This is a genomic window from Pseudoxanthomonas sp. P4_B2 (assembly GCF_056402315.1).
The window spans coordinates 583,424-599,722 of the sequence record NZ_JBFUHQ010000001.1 but is presented as its reverse complement, the minus strand read 5'-3'; the positions used below and the strand labels follow the sequence as shown (position 1 = coordinate 599,722).

Below are 16,299 nucleotides of genomic sequence, written 5' to 3'. Positions count from 1 at the left end.
GATGGTGGCCACAAGATTCATTCGCGAGCTGACACTCGCGTCGCCACCGAATACGGACGATGCCCGACACATCAGCGCGGCGAGCGGCATGGTTGTCGTCGGCGAGTTCCTGTATGTAATTGCAGACGACGAGCTGCATCTGGGTGTGTTCGACAGGAGCGGAGCCGGGGTCGGCGCTTTGGTCCGGCTTTTCCCGGGTGAACTGCCCAACGCCTCTGCCGAGCGCAAGGCGCTCAAGCCAGACCTCGAAGCGCTCGTCCGTTTGCCAAGCTCTACCGGATATCCGCATGGCGCTCTACTGGCGCTTGCTTCCGGATCCAAGCCCAACCGGCGTACCGGCGTCGTATTGAAGCTCGACGAATCCGGCCGCATTGTCGGAGAGCCATGCCCGTATGACCTGGCTCCCTTCTACTCATCGCTGGAGAGCAGCTTCCCCGCCTTGAACATCGAAGGCGCCTTGGTGCTCGGAGATGAACTGGTACTTCTCCAGCGCGGAAGCAAAGCGCAGCCGGAAAGCGCGCTGATCTCGTTTCCTTTGCACGAAATCTTCCGCGTTACGAATCCCGAAACCGCGAACGCTTCCCCGATCTCCGCAAGTCGCGTACAGAGCTTCGACCTTGGCGCGATCGAAGGCGCCCCGCTCTCCTTCACCGATGGCGCAGCCTTGTCTGACGGCCGTATCGTATTCAGCGCGGTGGCGGAAAACACGGAAGACAGCTACCTGGACGGCCCTTGCCTGGGCGCCATCATCGGAATTATCGGAACCGATGGCCGCGTGGAAACCATGCTTCACCTCGAACCTACGGAAAAGGTTGAAGGTATCCATGCGACAGCCGAAGGTGACCGCATAAGTCTGCTTCTGGTAACCGATGCGGACGATGCAAGCGTGCCGGCTAAACTGCTAGGCGCCGAGATTCCTGCCTGACTCCATGGGAAATCCTCGCCACTTTGATTGACAGGCCTCCCGGGCACTACCCAGAATCGGCGATACACCCAACTTTGGGGTCTAATCGCAGTTCAGCACTGGAACAACCATGGTCGCAATCCTCGTTCCCTTTATGGTGCTGGCAGGCCTCGGCTTCCTTGCAAGCCTCGTGGCGCATCTATTGGCCTTGGCTGGCGTTCTGCCTCCAGGCGGCATTTCTGTCTTCGGCCTGCACATTGGCGTTTTTGTGGTGTGGCTACCGGCCGTACTTGTGTCCATTCGACTTAACCAGGGCCAGCGTACCCGCGCCTCATGGAAACTTATCCTGGCTGGATGTCCCACTTGGATGCGCTACACGGCCATGGGCCTTTTCGGTTACGCCTTCCTCAACTTCTTCATTGCATTCGGCCAAACGACGGCTGGCCAAGCATCTGGCAGCGACCTTTCTCCCGCGACGATTCGTGGGTTCTCGGGCCACTGGATGCTCTTCTACGGCTTGGCGTTTTCCATTCTTTTCTCGGCGTACCGTAAGCCGTGGCTGCTAAGCACACCGACGTGCCCGGGCGGCCATAAGGTCGCTCACACGGACAGCTTCTGTCCCACATGCGGCACTGCCCTCCCCGCATTGCGGGCCAGTGCCTAACAATTTACTCAAGCCGACCGCCAGCGGCGGGCTGGTTTCTAGTTACCGCTGCCGGCCGGCTTAGTTCAGACATTAGGCTTCCACTAACAGCATCGCGCGCCGAATCTCAAAAAAGGAGGTCACATGAAAGCAATCTTCGTCGCATTGGTGGCTGTCGTTATGCTCAAGCCATGCCCACATTCGCTGCGCCGACAGCAGAGTCGCCATTGCTAGGTCATTGGGCTCTGGATGTAAGCACCTTGTCGATGCCGCCAGAAGCGCGACCGAAGAGCGTCACTTTGGATTTTCGTGATGTGGCCGGCGGCAAGTTGGCGACTCACGCCGAGATAGTCGACCAGAACGACAATAAGATGTACGCAGAATCCACGTTGTCTCTCGATGGTACGCCTGGGCGAGCATCTGGCACTTATTGGGTCGACGTCCTCGCCGCAAAGATGCCCGCTCCAAACGTATTGGTAATGCAGTTTGTTTATGAGGGAATCCCAAGATCCACGCGGGTTTACTCGGTGAGTGCGGATGGCAAAGCCTTGACCGAGACCGAAGCCTATTTCAAAGAAGATGGGACACCGGTGATGCGCACCGCTTTCTTCACTCGCGTATCTGGCCAGTCCTAATAATTCATTCGAGCCGAAGTCGCTCCGCGACTCGGCTGTGTCAGGTGTTAGGCGGGTCAACGAACTGGAGGCTAAACGATGGCAAAAATTACCGGAATTGGCGGGGTCTTCTTGAAGTGCAAGGGCGATAGCGCCGCGCTGGCAGCGTGGTATCAGAAGCACTTGGGCATGCAACTGGAAAGCTGGGGCGGTGCCGTACTTAAATGGCCGGACGACACGGCTGAAGACCTGGGGCTCACTGTGTGGAATCTCGCGGATAAGGACAGTCAGTGGTTCAGTCCGAGCGACTCTTCCTTCATGATCAACTATCGGGTCGACAACCTCGATGAAATGCTTGCGCAACTAAACGCAGCCGGCGTGGCAGTAGTTAGTGGCCCGGAGTCGCACGAGAACGGCAAGTTCGCATGGATCATGGACCCGGATGGAAACAAGGTCGAGCTTTGGGAACCGATGCTCTGGGACGACAAGAACAAAAGCGCCTGAAGTCCTTGCCCACATCGCCTAACAATTCATTCAAACCCAAGCCGCTTAGCGGCTTGGCTCAATTCAGGCGTTAGACCACCATGAGATCAGCCTGCCTCTTGAGCATCGGATTGCTCGGCGCTACGGTGAATTTGTGTTTAGCGATGGAGCGTCTTCCGACCTGTCCTCCGGCGATTGCTCCTACGGTCACAGTTGCGCCACTGCTGCCACCCCGTCTGCATAACGAGTTCTCTGGCGTAGCTCAGGTCAAATTCGTCGTTACTGCCTCCGGGCAAGTGCAGTCCCCTACTATCGTCTCAGCCCAGTGGCGGCCTGTGGGTCGTAGCAGAGGACAGCCTGTCGGATACAACGAGGCCATCCTGGCTGCTGTTGCACAGTGGCGCTATCCACGCATGGATCACTCATGCCGACACCAGATTCCGACAGAGTTCCAAGTGGACGGACCTTCCGGTTCCACGGTTGGCAGGCCTAACAATTAATTCAAGCTGTCCCGCTTCGCGGGGCGGCTGTGTCAGGCATTAGCTGCACATCGATCAGCGCCACCTCCTGCGCGCAGGAAGGCCTGAGCGGCCAAAAACAAAAAAAGGGAAGGCGCCTCGCGCCTCCCCACAACCAATTTATACAACGCAAGGGGGCTTGCGGCAAGCCCCTGCCCGTACTGCAGCATCGCCGGCCTGTCGACATGGCAGGAAACCGGAGTGACCCGATGACCGATTCGCAGACGTACTATCACGGCACCAAGGTCGATCTGAAAGTGGGCGACCTGATTGAAGCGGGCTATGCGTCTAATTACGGCAAAAGGAAACAGGCGGCTTTCGTTTACCTGACCGCCACACTGGATGCGGCTATCTGGGGAGCCGAGCTGGCCGTTGGCGCAGGGCGTGGCAGGATCTATATCGTGGAACCAACGGGATACATTGAAGACGATCCAAACCTGACGAATAAGAGATATCCCGGAAATCCTACAATGTCGTATCGCTCTCGGAGCCCGTTTCGTGTCATCGGCGAGGTTACGAATTGGAAAGGTCACTCCTCCGAGCAGCTCAAAGAAATGCGCGATCATCTTGAGGACCTCAAACAGCGTGGTGTTGAGGCAATTGAAGAATGAACATGATTCGGTCATCTAACAATTCATTCGCGTCGGAGCCTCGCGTGCTCCGGTAGTATCCATCGCTTCAGCCAGGAGCGTTGTCAATGATCACCTGCCATCTTCGGTACGTCCTCGACCCGAGCAAGATCAAAGAGTTTGAGCACTACGGCAAGATCTGGATCCCACTCGTCAAGAAATTCGGCGGAATACACCACGGGTACTTACTCCCTTCGGAGGGTGCCAACAACATCGCGCTTGCGTCCTTCTCATTCCCGTCACTCGCGGCCTACGAGGAGTACAGAACCAAGTCCTTCAAAGACCCAGAGTGCCAGGCCGCGTTCAAGTACGCTGAAGAGACCCGCTGCATCCTCAGTTATGAGCGCACGTTCTTTCGCCCGGTATTCGAGTGACGCAACGACCTATCAGTTCACTCGAGCCAAAGCCGCTTCGCAGATTGGCCTGACCCACATAAAAACGCCCCGCATCACGGGGCGTTTTCTTTATCGCGGCAACCCGATCGTGCTTAGCTGCGCGCTTTGCGCACCACACGTTTCGCGGCCGGCTTGCGAGCCGGCGTAGCGCGTGCGCGCTTGGCGACCACTTTCTTCGCAGGCTTGCGCCCACGCGTGGCTTTCTTGGCCTGTGGCTTCAGGCCTAGCTTGACCAGTACCGGCGCCAGACGGGCTTCGACCTCCGCACTGAACTGGCTGGCCTTGGCCTCGCCCTGTTCGCGCACGCTGGCGATGCCGTCCAGCACATTGGCCTGGGCCTCGTTGGCGAACTTGTTGGCCTGCTTCTTCAACGCCTCCACCTTGGCGACGGCGTCGTTGGCGGCATTCAGGGTTTCGCGGCGAGCGACGACGACTGCGCCCAGACCGGCGAGCCACAGGTGACGCAGGGTGGTTTCCTGCAGCTTGGGTTTGGTTTTCTTCTTGGCGGCCATGGGGGCTCCGGAGTACCGGCCCCGATGGCCGGCTTACGGCAATGGATACTGCCCAGCGATGCTGGAGCAAACACACTATTGGCCGCCTGAGGGCTGGATTCCGTAGGGCTTGCCAGCCGCCGTGGCGGCCGCCATGCTCGCCATAATTCCTTGGAGGGGATTTCAATATGGCTGGAAAATCATCGAAGTGGGCCGCGTTTCCGCATGACGCCAAAGGTTTTGCCTATGCCGGCGACGCCTTGAAAAAAGCATGGCCAGCATTGCATGCGGGCGACAACGAACCCTACCCCGATGCAAAGCGCGCGCAGGCAATGCTGGATGCTGCCGGCAAATCCGCGAAAGGCCTGGACGCTGCTGCGCTCTCGGCGAAATTGCAAGACGCCTGGCGCGCCTTCCACCATGGCGACTTCCAAGCCGCGTTCGAGGCCGGCGAAGCGCTCGGCCCGCTCGGCGCCTCGGTCGCGGTGAAGGCGCTCGGTATCCACGCCACCTACCTCGTCGACGACGACGCCGAAAAACTCAAACGTTTCGAACAGGCCGCCAAGCTGGCCGAAGCGGCGGTGAAAGCGCTGCCCGATGAAGCCAACAGCCACTACCGTCACGCTTTCGCGCTGGGTCGCTACAGCCAGGGCCTGAGCATCGCCAAAGCGCTGAAGCAGGGCATCGCCGGCAAGGTGCGCGAATCGCTCAACGCCACTTTGGAACTGACGCCCAAACATGCCGAAGCACACACCGCCCTGGCGCTCTATCACGCCGAGATCATCGGCAAGATCGGCGCGATGATCGGCGGCCTGACTTACGGCGCCAAGACCGCCGAAGCCGAGTCGCACATCAAGACCGCCTTGAAGCTGACCCCGGATTCGCCGATCGCCCATGTCGAACACGGCAACGTCCTGTTGCTGCTGTACGGCGAAAAGAAAGAAGACGCCGCCGCCAGCGCCTTCGAAAAAGCCGGCAAGCTCAAGCCCAAGGATGCGATGGAAGCGCTGGACGCGGCATATGCGAAATCACAGCTCGAATAAGGCGCTGCTTGGGGCGTCGCTGTACGCCTGCGTCTGCCTGGCGACTGCGCAGACGCCTGTGGGGAAACCCGCGACCGCTGCCGCTGCACCGATCGCTGCTCCACCGATCGCCGCGCCACCCGCCATCAGCGCAGGGGCCGATGCGTTGGCCGACGCCCTCACCTGCCGAATCAGTTACGAACGCTATCCGGGCCTGATGCAGGAGATCCGCGACGAGCGCGAAGACGATTTCAGCCAGGCCTACCGCCAGCTCAGCCAGCCGATGCTGGATGTGTACCGGCTGGAAGAGCCGATATCGGCATGGGGCAACGAAAGCGACGTCATCGTGATTGCGCCGAATCGCGTGATGATGGCGGTCAAGGGTTCGCTGGATGCGGTCACCGCCCAGTTGGAACATGCGCTCGAACAATCCAGCGAATCGCCGCTGTCCGGCGCACTGGACGACCAGCACGCACTAGTGATCTTCAACGCCGACGCGCCTGGTCTTGAAGGGCTGGTGCTGCTGGGATGCGAGTACCGCATCCCGGATATTTCGTTGCTGGAAAATCCCGACGATGCATGGCGGAAACCGCATGCCGTTCCCGCAGCACCGGCCACACCCTGATCGTCTTCGCCGGATCGTTCTTGGCCGCCCTCCTGCCCTGCCCGCTTCCCGATGTTTCGCTGCTGAACCGTTATCGCCTGCAGCAAGGCGCGTACACCGATTGCTACTCGACAGAAATCGCCCGTAGCGTGAGCCAGGCCGAGTTCGTGGAGGCTTTCTACACCACTTGGGTCTTCAAGTTGGAGAGGGCGATCCTGAAATGGGCGGTAACCAAGCCCTCCACCGATGCGCAAGCGACCCTGCTTGCACAAGGCAGTTTGGATGCGTTCTCCGCATGGACTGTCGAAGACCGGAGCCAAGACCAACTGCTGCTATGCGACCTACATGGCCGCACCCGGTCATGGCTGATGGCCGCACCCGCCAAATCCGGCGGAGGCACGCGGTTGTATTTCGGTTCGGCAGTGGTTGCCGCCAAAGGATCGGAATCCGGAACCGATATCGGCTCCGGATTCCGGCTGCTGCTCGGGTTCCACAAGATCTATTCGAGAGTTCTGCTGCGTGCCGCCGTTAACCGCTTGCAGGTCACCAACGGCTGATCCTCACATCCTCGGCAGATCGAATACCAGCACTTCCGCGCCCTGTCCTTCGGCGAGGTTTACCGAAGTTTCGTCCTCGAATAGCAGTGCGTCGCCCGCCGCCAGCTTGCGGCCGTTCGCCACGATCCCACCACGCGCCACATGCACATAGCCGAGCCGGCCTGGAGCCAACGCCAGTTCGGCGTGCTCATCGCCGTCGAACAAGCCCGCATACATCCGCGCATCCTGGTGGATGTCGACCGAACCGTCCGCGCCATCGGGACTGACCACCAACCGCAACCTACCGCGCTTGTCTTCGGCAGAGAAATTCTTCTGCGCATAAGACGGCGTCACGCCCTGCTCGGCGGGGATGATCCAGATCTGCAGGAAATGGGTCGTGCCGGCTTCGCTGTAGTTGAATTCCGAGTGCTGCACTCCGGTACCGGCGCTCATGCGCTGCACGTCGCCCGGCACAATACTGGAGCTGGTGCCCATGGAATCCTTATGCCCCAGCGCGCCATCCAGCACGTAGCTGATGATTTCCATATCGCGGTGGCCGTGTTCGCCGAAGCCGCGGCCGGCAGCCACGCGATCTTCGTTGATGACGCGCAGCGGGCCCCAGTGGACGTGGCTGTCGTCCTGGTAACCGGCGAAGGAAAAGCTGTGCCAGGAATCCAGCCAGCCGTGGTTGGCGTGGCCGCGTTCGCAGGCGGGTCGCAAGGTGATCATGTTTCGCGCTCCAGAAGATGGGGTGCGCGAAGAATGAGGGCCCTACCGATGCAAAGTAAGGCCCCCGGAACCGACTAATTGTTCTACATTTAGAATAATAAGGTAGAACTTCGCCGGATTAGACTCTTCCTTGTTATCAACGGGAAGCGGTACTTTCCTTAGGAACGTATTGCGGCCAGCCGCCCGCCAACGCCTTGTACAGCGACACCACCGCGACTGTATTGCGCACCCTGCCCTGGGCGAATTCGTCCTCGGCTTGCAGGCTGGCGCGTTCGGCTTCCAGCACATCCAGCACGTCGATGGCGCCGTTGTCGTAGCGCAGCCGCGCCGTGGCCGTGGCGCGTGCGCCGGCGGCGGCGGCACGTTCCAGATGCGCGTTCTCCTCGGTGCTGCGGGACACCCGAACCAGTGCGTTTTCGGTTTCCTCCAGCGCCAGCAGCACTGTCTGTTCGTAAGCCGCCAGGTCCGCGGCCGTGGCCGCATTCGCGGCTGCGATACGCGAACGCACCCGCCCGACATTGAGGAAGGAACCATCGATGCCCAAGGAAATCAGGCGTGTTTCGCTATCGCGCTCGAACAGCGCACCGGCATCCAGCGCCTGCGTTCCGATCAATCCGCCCAAGGTGAAACGCGGGAACAGATCAGCGGTCGCCACGCCGATGCGCGCGGTGGCCGCACCTAATCTGCGCTCGGCCGCGGTTACATCGGGTCGACGGCGCAGGAGGTCGGCGGGCGTGCCCGCGGCCACGGATTCAGGCAACGAAGGCAACGGCGTGGCGGTATCCAGCCCGGCCAGCACGGTTTCCGGTGTCTTTCCCACCAGCACCGCAATGCGATGGGTCGCCACTGCGATCGCGGACTGCAAAGCGGGAACCCGCGACCGCGTGTTCTCTAGTTGGGTGCTGGCGCGATCCACTTCGAAACTGCTGCTCAGGCCCGCACTGCTGCGCAGGTTGATCAGCCGTAGGGTCTGGGCCTGGTTGTCGGCGTTCTGTTGCGCGATGCGCAACTGTTCCTGCAAGCCACGCAAGCGGAAATAGGTTTCCGCCACGTCGCCCACCAGCACTACCTGCGCTGCGGCCAGATCGGCCGCGCTGGCTTCGGTCTCGGCACGTTGCGCCTCGATGCTGCGACGGATGCGGCCGAAGAAATCCAGTTCCCACACCGCGCTGATGCCGGCGCTGTACTGGTCGTTGTCGCGTCCCGGCCTGTCCACGCCCGGCGCCTGGTCGCTGCTGCTGCGTGCGTCGCTGGCTTCGGCGTTCACGCCCAGGGTAGGCAGACGATCGAACTTCGAATTACGTAGCAATGCGTTGGCTTGCTCGTAATGCGCCAATGCGATGCGCAGGTCGTGGTTGGAGAGCAACGCTTCATCGACCAGCTGCTCCAGCACCGGATCGCCGAAGCTGCGCCAGAATTCCACGTCGACCGATGGCGTCGCCGCTTGTGCGGTCTGTGACGGCACATCGTTGGAGGGCATGCTATTGGAGAACTGGTCGACCGCCGGCAAGTTCGGCCGCACGTAGTCCGGGCCAACGGTGCATGCAGCCAGCAACGCGCTTGCGACCGCGACGGTGAGAGTACGGATCACCATGGCAGCACCTCGCCGCGGTGCTGGAACGTACCGGTCGGGCCGGCTTCGTCGAGCAGCGCCAAAGCCACGCTGGTGCTGGCGCCATCGGCCAGTTCCAGCTGCCCGTTGCTATTCATGTCGGTTTTCACCGAACCCGGATCGGCGGCGTTGACCTTGATCGCGGTATCGCGCAACTCATAAGCCAGCTGGACGGTCCATGCATTGACCGCCGTCTTGGACACGTTGTAGGCCGGCACTTTGAAATCGTAGAGCTCCGAACCCGGGTCGCTATGGAACGCCAGCGAAGCGAGGCTGCTGGAAAGATTGACAATGCGCGCAGCTGGCGCGCGCCGCAGCAGCGGCAACAGGGCCTGAGTGACGGCGACCATGCCGAACAGATTGGTGTCGAAGGTCTCGCGCCAGGTCTCCAGGTTTTGCTCGGAAGGCGACTTGGCGAAGTCGTCCTTGAAGATGCCGGCGTTGTTGACCAGGATATCCAGTCGGCCGTGGCTGTCTTCGACCTGCTTGGCAGCGGCTGCGATGCTGGCCGCGTCGCTGACATCCAGCGCAATGGCTTCCACCGGCAGTCCTTCCGACTTCAGCGCCTGGGCGGCCTCACGGGCCTTGCCGAGGTCGCGTCCGGCCAGCAGCGTATGCACGCCGCCACTGGCGAGCTGGCGAACCGTCTCCAGTCCGATACCGCGGGTTGCGCCGGTCACCAGCGCGATTTTCTGATGGTTGCTCATGATCTACTCCGTTGACGCGCGCAGGGCGCGCGGGATGTTTCGTGTTTCGTTTTTGCGCGATCCGCCGATGTTCACCAGGGAAGGACGTTGTCGAGATAGCGGTACGAACCGTTGGGACCGGCATCGTCGATCAGCGCCAGAGCGACGCTGGTCTTGGCGCCGTCCGGAACCTCGATCTCGCCTTCACCCGCGTTCATGTCCGTCTTCACGTAGCCCGGATGGATGCTGTTGACCTTGATCTTGCTGTCGCGCAGCTCGTAGGCCAGCTGTACGGTCCAGGCATTCACCGCACTCTTGGAGACGTTGTAGGCGGGAATCTTGAAGTCATAGATCGGCGACGTTGGATCGCTGTGCAGCGTCATCGAACCCAGCAGGCTGGACACGTTGACGATGCGTCCGGCCGGCGACTTGTGCAGCAGCGGCAGGAACGACTGGGTGACGGCGATCAGGCCGAACAGATTGGTGTCGAAAGTCTCGCGCCAGGCCTGCAAGGTCTGTTCGGAGATCTTCTTGCCCTGCTCATCGCGCAGGATGCCGGCGTTGTTGACCAGGATGTCGAGGTGGCCGTATTTCTTCGCCACTTCATCGGCGGCTGCGGCGATGCTGGCCGTGTCGGTCACGTCGAGGACGATCGCTTCCACCGGCAAGCCTTCGGCCTGCAGTTTCAGCGCCGCTTCGACGGCTTTGGCGCGATCTCGTCCGGCGAGCAGGGTGTGGACGCCGGTCTGGGCCAATTGACGGACGGTCTCGAAACCGATGCCGCGGGTGGCGCCGGTAACGAGCGCGGTCTTGGAGGTGTTACTCATGGGGAATGCTCCGAATTTGTGGGGGAGTTGCTGACACGGGGCGGCGGATTGGCGCCGCCCATGCGATCGATAGGACATGTGGTCGATAAGATCGGTCGCGCCGCCAACCGGCGCTATCCGATTTCTGCTTTCGCGATCAAGCCTGCACTGCGTGCGGCGGCGGCGGTAAGTGTTCACCATGCGTGACCAGCGGACGTCCCGACAGCTTGCGCAAGGCGACATAGAACACCGGGGTCAAGAACAGACCAAACAGGGTCACGCCCAACATGCCGGCGAACACGGTGATGCCGGTGACCGAGCGGACCTCCGCGCCAGCGCCATGCGACAACACCAACGGCACCGTGCCGGCGATGAAGGCCACCGAGGTCATCACGATCGGGCGAAGACGCAGACGGCACGCCTCCAGTGCGGATTCGACGATGCCCTTGCCCTGCATTTCCAGTTCGCGGGCGAACTCGACGATCAGGATCGCGTTCTTACACGCCAGACCCATCAACACCACCAGGCCCACCTGCACGAACACGTTGTTGTCGCCGCCGGTCAGCCACACGCCGGCCAATGCGGACAGCAGCGTCATCGGCACGATCAGGATCACCGCCAGCGGCAGGGTCCAGCTCTCGTACAGCGCGGCCAGCACCAGGAAGGCGAGCAGCACCGCCAGCGGGAACACCACCAGCGCGGCCTTGCCCTGGGTCGCCTGCTGGTAGCTCAGGTCGCTCCAGTCGATGCCCATGCCCGGCGGCAGCACCTGTCCGGCCAGCTCGGTCACCTTGGCCATCGCCTCGCCCGAGGACATCACCCGCGGGTCGGCGTCGCCTAGCAGGTCGGCCGCCGGATAGCCGTTGAAGCGGATTACCGGGTCCGGGCCGTAGGTCCGCTTGATGTTCACCATCGAACCGATCGGCACCATCTCGCCGTTGGCGTTGCGCGTGCGCAGGTTGGCGATGTCTTCCACGTTGTCGCGGAACTGGCCATCGGCCTGCGCGATCACCTGCCAGGTGCGGCCGAACATGTTGAAGTCGTTGACGTAGGCCGAACCCAGATAAGTCTGCAGCGTGTCGAACAACTCGGTCAACGGCACACCCTGGGCCTTGGCCTTCACCCGGTCCACTTCCGCATCCAGCTGCGGCACGTTGGCCTGGTAACTGCTGATCGGGAAGCCCAGACCCGGCGTCTGCGAGGCTGCGCCCTGGAACGATTGCACCGCGGTCTGCAGCGCGCCGTAACCCAGATTGGTGCGGTCCTCGACGAACAGCGACCAGCCCGAACCGTTGCCCAGACCCTGGATGGGCGGCGGCATCAGCGCGAACGCGAAGCCTTCCTGGATGCCGCCGATCTTCTGGTTCAACTCGGCGGTGATCGCCGCCGCGCTGTTCTTGCGCTGGTCGAACGGCTTCAAGGTGAAGAACACCACGCCGTTGTTGGGCGTGTTGGTGAACTGCAGCGGGTTCAGGCCGGGAAACGCGACCTCGCTTTCCACGCCCTCGATTCCCTTTGCGATCGACGAGATCTTTTTCAACACCGCATCGGTGCGCTCGATGGAAGCGCCTTCTGGCATCTTCACGCCCGCGATCAGGTACAGCTTGTCCTGCAGCGGGATGAAGCCCGCCGGCACCGCCTTGAACATCACGCCCGCACCGATCAGCAACACCACGTACACGGCGAACACCGCGCCGCGCTTGCTGAGCGCGCGCGACACCGCACCCTCGTAGCGCTGCGAGTTCTTCTTGAAGAAACGATTGAACGGGCGGAACAGCCAGCCGAACAAGCGGTCGATCAAACGCGAAGGCGCATCCTTGGCCGCGTCGTGAGGCTTCAGCAACTTGGCGGCCAGCGCCGGCGACAGGGTCAGCGAGTTGATCGCCGAAATCACCGTGGAAATGGCGATGGTCACCGCGAACTGCTTGTAGAACTGCCCGGTCACGCCGGTCAGGAACGCCATCGGCACGAACACCGCGCATAGCACGAGTGCAATTGCGATGATCGGCCCGGACACTTCCTTCATGGCCAGATGCGCGGCCTCCAGCGGGCTCGCACCCAGCTCGATGTGCCGTTCCACGTTCTCCACCACCACGATGGCGTCGTCGACCACGATGCCGATGGCCAGCACCAGGCCGAACAAGGTCAGCGTGTTGATCGAGAAGCCAAGCAAATACAGCGCGGCGAAGGTGCCGACGATGGATACCGGCACGGCGATCAACGGAATGATCGACGCGCGCCAGGTCTGCAGGAACAGGATCACCACCAGCACCACCAGCAACGTGGCTTCCAGCAGCGTGGTCACCACCGCCTTGATCGAATCGCGTACGAAGATGGTGGTGTCGTAGATCGACTTGTATTCCACGCCCGGCGGCAGCGTCTTGGCGATCTCGTCCATCTTGGTGATCACCGAGTCGCGGATCTCCAGCGCATTCGCGCCGGGAGCCTGGAAGATACCGATGGCCGCGGCGTTCATGCCGTCCAGGCGCGCACGCAGGGTGTAGTCGCCTGCGGCCAGTTCGATCCTGGCGACGTCGGACAAGCGCACGATTTCACCATCGGCGCCGCTCTTGAGCACGATGTCGCCGAACTCCTTGGTGGTGCTCAGGCGGCCCTTGGCGTTGATCGGCAGCAGGAAATCGCTGCCGTTGGCCATCGGTTCCGCGCCGAGCTGGCCGGCCGAAACCTGCACGTTCTGCTCGCGTACGGCACGCAGCACATCGCTGGCGGTCAGGCCGCGTGAGGCGACCTTCTCCGGATCCAGCCACAGGCGCATGGCGTAGTCGCCGCCGCCGAAGGCCTGCGCGTCGCCGACGCCCTGGATCTTGGCCAGTTCGTCCTTCACGTGCAGGCGCATGTAGTTGCGCAGGTACAGCGAGTCGTACTTGCCGTCGGTGGACACCAGGTGCACCACCATCAGGAACACCGGCGACTGCTTCTGCGTGGTCACGCCCTGCCGGCGTACATCCTCGGGCAGTCGCGCCAGCGCCTGGCTGACCCGGTTCTGCACGCGCACCGCCGCGTCATCGGCGTCGACGCCCGGCTTGAAGGTGACGGTCAGCTGCAGCACGCCGTCGGAACCGGCGATGGACTTGATGTACATCATGTCCTCGACGCCGTTGATGGCTTCTTCCAGTGGCGTGGCCACGGTTTCGGCGATCACCTTGGGGTTGGCGCCGGGATAGACGGTGCGTACCACCACGGAGGGCGGCACCACTTCCGGGTATTCGCCGATAGGCAGCATCGGGATCGAGATCAGGCCGGCGGCGAAGATCACGATCGACAACACCGCGGCGAAGATCGGCCGGTCGATGAAGAATCTTGAGAAGTCCATGGGTGGATTTCCTGTAACTGGAGAATCTAGAAAAGAGAACCCGTCTCCCTGCAAAGCAAGAAGTCGAACCCTTCCCCCGTTTCACGGGGGAAGGTGCCCGAAGGGCGGATGGGGGCAGCTTTTACTCGACGGAGAGAGGGCGCCAAGAGCACCCCTCCCTACCCTCCCCTGCTTCGCAAGGGAGGGGACCGTCGTTTACTTCATCGCTACTTTCGGCGCGGGCTGTTCTGGTGCGCCCATCGTTACGGTCTTGGCCTTCACCGGCATGCCGGGCATGAACACTTTCTGCACACCGCTGACGATCACCTTGTCTCCGGCGGCCAAACCGGATTCAACGATGCGCAGTCCATCGGCGGTGCGTCCCAGTTGCACGTCCTTGCGCTGCGCCTGGCCCTTGGCGTCGACCACATATACGTACTTGCGGTCCTGGTCGGTCAGCACCGCCTTGTCGTCGATCAGCATCGCCTTGAACTCGCCGCTGCCGAGCACGCGGACCCGTGCGAACAGGCCCGGCGTGAAGGTGCGATCGGCGTTGTCCAGCAAAGCGCGCGCGCGAATGGTACCGGTGGCCGGGTCGACCTGGTTGTCCAGGAAATTGACCACGCCGGTGTGCGGGAAACCTTCCTCGCCCACTAGCCCGACCTGCACCGGCACACCCGCACCGTTCTCGCTCGGACGCTCACCCTTGCGCGCCAGTTCGGCGTAATGCAGGAAGGTGCGTTCGTCGGTATCGAAGTGCACGTGCATCTTGTCCAGCGACACCAGCGTGGTCAGCACACTGGCGGAGTCGCCGGCGCTGACCAGGTTGCCGGCGGTGACCAACGCGCGACCAGCGCGGCCGCTGATGGGCGCGCGAACCTGGGTGAATTCCAGATTCAACCGCGCCGCATCGACTGCGGCCTGGGCGGCGGCGACATTGGCCTGCGCTTCGGCGGCGGCGGAGCGCCGCTGTTCGTAGGACTCGGTGGAAATGGCCTGCAGGTCGGAGAGTTTCTTCGCGCGTGCCGCTTCGCTACGGCCCAGTTCGGCCTGGCTGCGGGCGCGGGCCAAATCGGCTTGGGCGCGCGCGAGTTCGGCGCGATAGCTGCGCGAGTCGATGGTGAAGAGCACGTCGCCCTTGCGGACTTCCTGGCCTTCTTCGTAGTTCACGCGGTCGATATAGCCGGATACGCGCGGACGCAGGTCGACGTTTTCCACCGCTTCCACGCGGCCGCTGAAATCGTCCCACTGGCTGACCTGCTTGACCAGTACCGGCGCGGCGCTGACTTCCGGCGGCGGCGGCATGCCGGTTTCGGCGGCCTGGCCGCTGCAACCCGAAATCACCGCGACGGACAGCGCGAGCATCACGCCCAGCGCAGTAGTGCGTAGCGCACGGTTTTCAAGAAAAGAAATAGCGTTCATTGGTTGGTCTCGTGGGTGGACAAGGGGAAAGGGAAACGGTTGAAAAGCGGCTGCGGCGGCGTCAGCGCGCGGCCCGCGTCGAAACGCACCACCGGCTGCGCGCGCTCGGTGCGGGTCAAAAGCGACACTGCATGGCGGCCCACGGCAATGGCGCTGGGCCATTCGGCGCAGGCATTGCGCGCATTCTCGGGCGTGCACACCGGCTGATCTACAGACAACATCTGCACGCGCACGCCCAACGGGTGCGACTCTTCGTGCAGCACGTTGGTCAGCATGCGCAGCGCGGCGGCGGTGATGGAAGCATGGCCGTAGCCAGCCCAGCCGCGTTCGGCGTACGGCCCGCCGATCAGGATGTAATGCGAAGTGCCTTCGCTCTCGGCCAGGAGCGGCACCAAGTGGCGCGCGGCGGCAAGGTGCGGCAGCATATCCATGTCCAGTTTGCGGCGCAGGAAGTCGGTGGGCTTGTCCATCAGCCGACCGCCTTCCAGCGGACTGGCCAAGCTGGCGAACACCGCGCGCAACGGACGCTTGCGTTTGCGCAGGTTTGCCACCAGGTTCGCCGCATCCTCATCGCTGGTGATGCAGCCGGTGGTCATCAGTTCCAGCGCGGGTTCGCCGGCGAAGTGTTCGGCCAACGCTTGCATGCGCGGTCCCTCGCGACCCACCGCAAGCACAGGGCTGCCGGCTTCCAGCAACGCGCCGACGACACCGAAGCCCACCGTGCCGCCAGCACCCAGCACCAGGATCTCGGGGTTCAATATCCCACTCATGGGACTTTTACTCCCGTCGACGGGATAATCCCAATAGTAGCGATAGTCCCACGACCCTTCCGTCCAAGCCGCACCCCGCCGCCAGTCTGGCTGCGATGGGGGGAGGTGAATTCGCGAAAAGC

General features: G+C 62.2%; 17 protein-coding genes. 9 read left to right on the top strand and 8 right to left on the bottom strand.

Translation table 11 applies throughout. The features are described 5' to 3' along the window. Position 1 precedes the first annotated feature (1 nt). The 6 genes from AC1DTQ_RS02670 to AC1DTQ_RS02645 all read left to right on the top strand — a co-directional run bounded on the left by AC1DTQ_RS02670 (position 2) and on the right by AC1DTQ_RS02645 (position 4,165). The gene (locus AC1DTQ_RS02670) at positions 2 to 925 is read left to right on the top strand and encodes a DUF6929 family protein (protein ID WP_477847721.1); all 924 of its coding nucleotides are present in this window, start codon (positions 2 to 4) and stop codon (positions 923 to 925) included. 109 nt (positions 926 to 1,034) lie between these two features. Further along, positions 1,035 to 1,568 (top strand): hypothetical protein, encoded by a 534-nt coding sequence (locus tag AC1DTQ_RS02665; RefSeq protein ID WP_477847719.1) that lies wholly within the window; start codon positions 1,035 to 1,037, stop codon positions 1,566 to 1,568. A gap of 170 nt (positions 1,569 to 1,738) precedes the next feature. After that, positions 1,739 to 2,182 (top strand): LuxR family transcriptional regulator, encoded by a 444-nt coding sequence (locus AC1DTQ_RS02660; RefSeq protein WP_477847717.1) that lies wholly within the window; start codon positions 1,739 to 1,741, stop codon positions 2,180 to 2,182. Positions 2,183 to 2,260: 78 nt separating this feature from the next. Continuing rightward, entirely contained in the window at positions 2,261 to 2,665 is a 405-nt protein-coding gene (locus AC1DTQ_RS02655; protein ID WP_477847715.1) for a VOC family protein, read from the top strand. A gap of 682 nt (positions 2,666 to 3,347) precedes the next feature. Continuing rightward, on the top strand, positions 3,348 to 3,773 hold the full coding sequence (arr, locus tag AC1DTQ_RS02650) for an NAD(+)--rifampin ADP-ribosyltransferase (protein ID WP_477847713.1): 426 nt from the start codon (positions 3,348 to 3,350) through the stop codon (positions 3,771 to 3,773). A gap of 86 nt (positions 3,774 to 3,859) precedes the next feature. Then, a complete protein-coding gene (locus tag AC1DTQ_RS02645) occupies positions 3,860 to 4,165 on the top strand; it encodes an NIPSNAP family protein (protein ID WP_477847712.1) in 306 nt (101 codons plus the stop codon). Between the two features lie 113 nt (positions 4,166 to 4,278). Here AC1DTQ_RS02645 and AC1DTQ_RS02640 read toward each other — a convergent pair whose 3' ends face one another. Beyond that, the gene (locus tag AC1DTQ_RS02640) at positions 4,279 to 4,698 is read right to left on the bottom strand and encodes a hypothetical protein (protein WP_477847710.1); all 420 of its coding nucleotides are present in this window, start codon (positions 4,696 to 4,698) and stop codon (positions 4,279 to 4,281) included. 167 nt (positions 4,699 to 4,865) lie between these two features. Between AC1DTQ_RS02640 and AC1DTQ_RS02635 the strand changes: the two genes are divergently transcribed. From AC1DTQ_RS02635 to AC1DTQ_RS02625, 3 genes are read left to right on the top strand one after another with little or no spacing between them, the layout of a single operon-like run. Further along, complete coding sequence (locus AC1DTQ_RS02635; RefSeq protein WP_477847708.1) at positions 4,866 to 5,720, top strand: hypothetical protein; 855 nt, start codon at positions 4,866 to 4,868, stop codon at positions 5,718 to 5,720. Then, positions 5,698 to 6,324: a hypothetical protein gene (locus tag AC1DTQ_RS02630; protein WP_477847706.1), complete on the top strand. Its 627-nt coding sequence runs from the start codon at positions 5,698 to 5,700 to the stop codon at positions 6,322 to 6,324. The genes AC1DTQ_RS02635 and AC1DTQ_RS02630 overlap by 23 nt, the downstream gene beginning before the upstream one ends. Continuing rightward, on the top strand, positions 6,279 to 6,860 hold the full coding sequence (locus AC1DTQ_RS02625; protein WP_477847705.1) for a hypothetical protein: 582 nt from the start codon (positions 6,279 to 6,281) through the stop codon (positions 6,858 to 6,860). Before AC1DTQ_RS02630 ends, AC1DTQ_RS02625 begins: the two co-directional genes overlap by 46 nt. A gap of 3 nt (positions 6,861 to 6,863) precedes the next feature. Here the strand turns inward: AC1DTQ_RS02625 and AC1DTQ_RS02620 are convergent, their stop codons facing one another. The 7 genes from AC1DTQ_RS02620 to AC1DTQ_RS02590 all read right to left on the bottom strand — a co-directional run bounded on the left by AC1DTQ_RS02620 (position 6,864) and on the right by AC1DTQ_RS02590 (position 16,177). After that, the gene (locus tag AC1DTQ_RS02620; RefSeq protein WP_477847703.1) at positions 6,864 to 7,568 is read right to left on the bottom strand and encodes a pirin family protein; all 705 of its coding nucleotides are present in this window, start codon (positions 7,566 to 7,568) and stop codon (positions 6,864 to 6,866) included. 136 nt (positions 7,569 to 7,704) lie between these two features. After that, on the bottom strand, positions 7,705 to 9,162 hold the full coding sequence (locus AC1DTQ_RS02615) for an efflux transporter outer membrane subunit (protein ID WP_477847701.1): 1,458 nt from the start codon (positions 9,160 to 9,162) through the stop codon (positions 7,705 to 7,707). Beyond that, the gene (locus AC1DTQ_RS02610; protein WP_477847699.1) at positions 9,156 to 9,887 is read right to left on the bottom strand and encodes an SDR family oxidoreductase; all 732 of its coding nucleotides are present in this window, start codon (positions 9,885 to 9,887) and stop codon (positions 9,156 to 9,158) included. Before AC1DTQ_RS02610 ends, AC1DTQ_RS02615 begins: the two co-directional genes overlap by 7 nt. Before the next feature lie 71 nt (positions 9,888 to 9,958). Beyond that, a complete protein-coding gene (locus AC1DTQ_RS02605) occupies positions 9,959 to 10,693 on the bottom strand; it encodes an SDR family oxidoreductase (protein ID WP_477847697.1) in 735 nt (244 codons plus the stop codon). Positions 10,694 to 10,829: 136 nt separating this feature from the next. Continuing rightward, complete coding sequence (locus AC1DTQ_RS02600) at positions 10,830 to 14,006, bottom strand: efflux RND transporter permease subunit (RefSeq protein WP_477847695.1); 3,177 nt, start codon at positions 14,004 to 14,006, stop codon at positions 10,830 to 10,832. 195 nt (positions 14,007 to 14,201) lie between these two features. Continuing rightward, a complete protein-coding gene (locus AC1DTQ_RS02595) occupies positions 14,202 to 15,407 on the bottom strand; it encodes an efflux RND transporter periplasmic adaptor subunit (protein WP_477847693.1) in 1,206 nt (401 codons plus the stop codon). After that, entirely contained in the window at positions 15,404 to 16,177 is a 774-nt protein-coding gene (locus AC1DTQ_RS02590) for an SDR family NAD(P)-dependent oxidoreductase (protein WP_477847691.1), read from the bottom strand. Before AC1DTQ_RS02590 ends, AC1DTQ_RS02595 begins: the two co-directional genes overlap by 4 nt. Positions 16,178 to 16,299: the final 122 nt, after the last annotated feature.

Excerpts from the sequence above, each read along its gene's own strand:
- AC1DTQ_RS02670 (WP_477847721.1), top strand. The coding sequence starts at position 2 with ATGGTGGCCACAAGATTCATTCGCGAGCTGACACTCGCGTCGCCACCG.
- AC1DTQ_RS02665 (WP_477847719.1), top strand. The coding sequence starts at position 1,035 with ATGGTCGCAATCCTCGTTCCCTTTATGGTGCTGGCAGGCCTCGGCTTC.
- AC1DTQ_RS02660 (WP_477847717.1), top strand. The coding sequence starts at position 1,739 with ATGCCCACATTCGCTGCGCCGACAGCAGAGTCGCCATTGCTAGGTCAT.
- AC1DTQ_RS02655 (WP_477847715.1), top strand. The coding sequence starts at position 2,261 with ATGGCAAAAATTACCGGAATTGGCGGGGTCTTCTTGAAGTGCAAGGGC.
- arr (WP_477847713.1), top strand. The coding sequence starts at position 3,348 with ATGGCAGGAAACCGGAGTGACCCGATGACCGATTCGCAGACGTACTAT.
- AC1DTQ_RS02645 (WP_477847712.1), top strand. The coding sequence starts at position 3,860 with ATGATCACCTGCCATCTTCGGTACGTCCTCGACCCGAGCAAGATCAAA.
- AC1DTQ_RS02640 (WP_477847710.1), bottom strand. The coding sequence starts at position 4,698 with ATGGCCGCCAAGAAGAAAACCAAACCCAAGCTGCAGGAAACCACCCTG.
- AC1DTQ_RS02635 (WP_477847708.1), top strand. The coding sequence starts at position 4,866 with ATGGCTGGAAAATCATCGAAGTGGGCCGCGTTTCCGCATGACGCCAAA.
- AC1DTQ_RS02630 (WP_477847706.1), top strand. The coding sequence starts at position 5,698 with ATGCGAAATCACAGCTCGAATAAGGCGCTGCTTGGGGCGTCGCTGTAC.
- AC1DTQ_RS02625 (WP_477847705.1), top strand. The coding sequence starts at position 6,279 with ATGGCGGAAACCGCATGCCGTTCCCGCAGCACCGGCCACACCCTGATC.
- AC1DTQ_RS02620 (WP_477847703.1), bottom strand. The coding sequence starts at position 7,568 with ATGATCACCTTGCGACCCGCCTGCGAACGCGGCCACGCCAACCACGGC.
- AC1DTQ_RS02615 (WP_477847701.1), bottom strand. The coding sequence starts at position 9,162 with ATGGTGATCCGTACTCTCACCGTCGCGGTCGCAAGCGCGTTGCTGGCT.
- AC1DTQ_RS02610 (WP_477847699.1), bottom strand. The coding sequence starts at position 9,887 with ATGAGCAACCATCAGAAAATCGCGCTGGTGACCGGCGCAACCCGCGGT.
- AC1DTQ_RS02605 (WP_477847697.1), bottom strand. The coding sequence starts at position 10,693 with ATGAGTAACACCTCCAAGACCGCGCTCGTTACCGGCGCCACCCGCGGC.
- AC1DTQ_RS02600 (WP_477847695.1), bottom strand. The coding sequence starts at position 14,006 with ATGGACTTCTCAAGATTCTTCATCGACCGGCCGATCTTCGCCGCGGTG.
- AC1DTQ_RS02595 (WP_477847693.1), bottom strand. The coding sequence starts at position 15,407 with ATGAACGCTATTTCTTTTCTTGAAAACCGTGCGCTACGCACTACTGCG.
- AC1DTQ_RS02590 (WP_477847691.1), bottom strand. The coding sequence starts at position 16,177 with ATGAGTGGGATATTGAACCCCGAGATCCTGGTGCTGGGTGCTGGCGGC.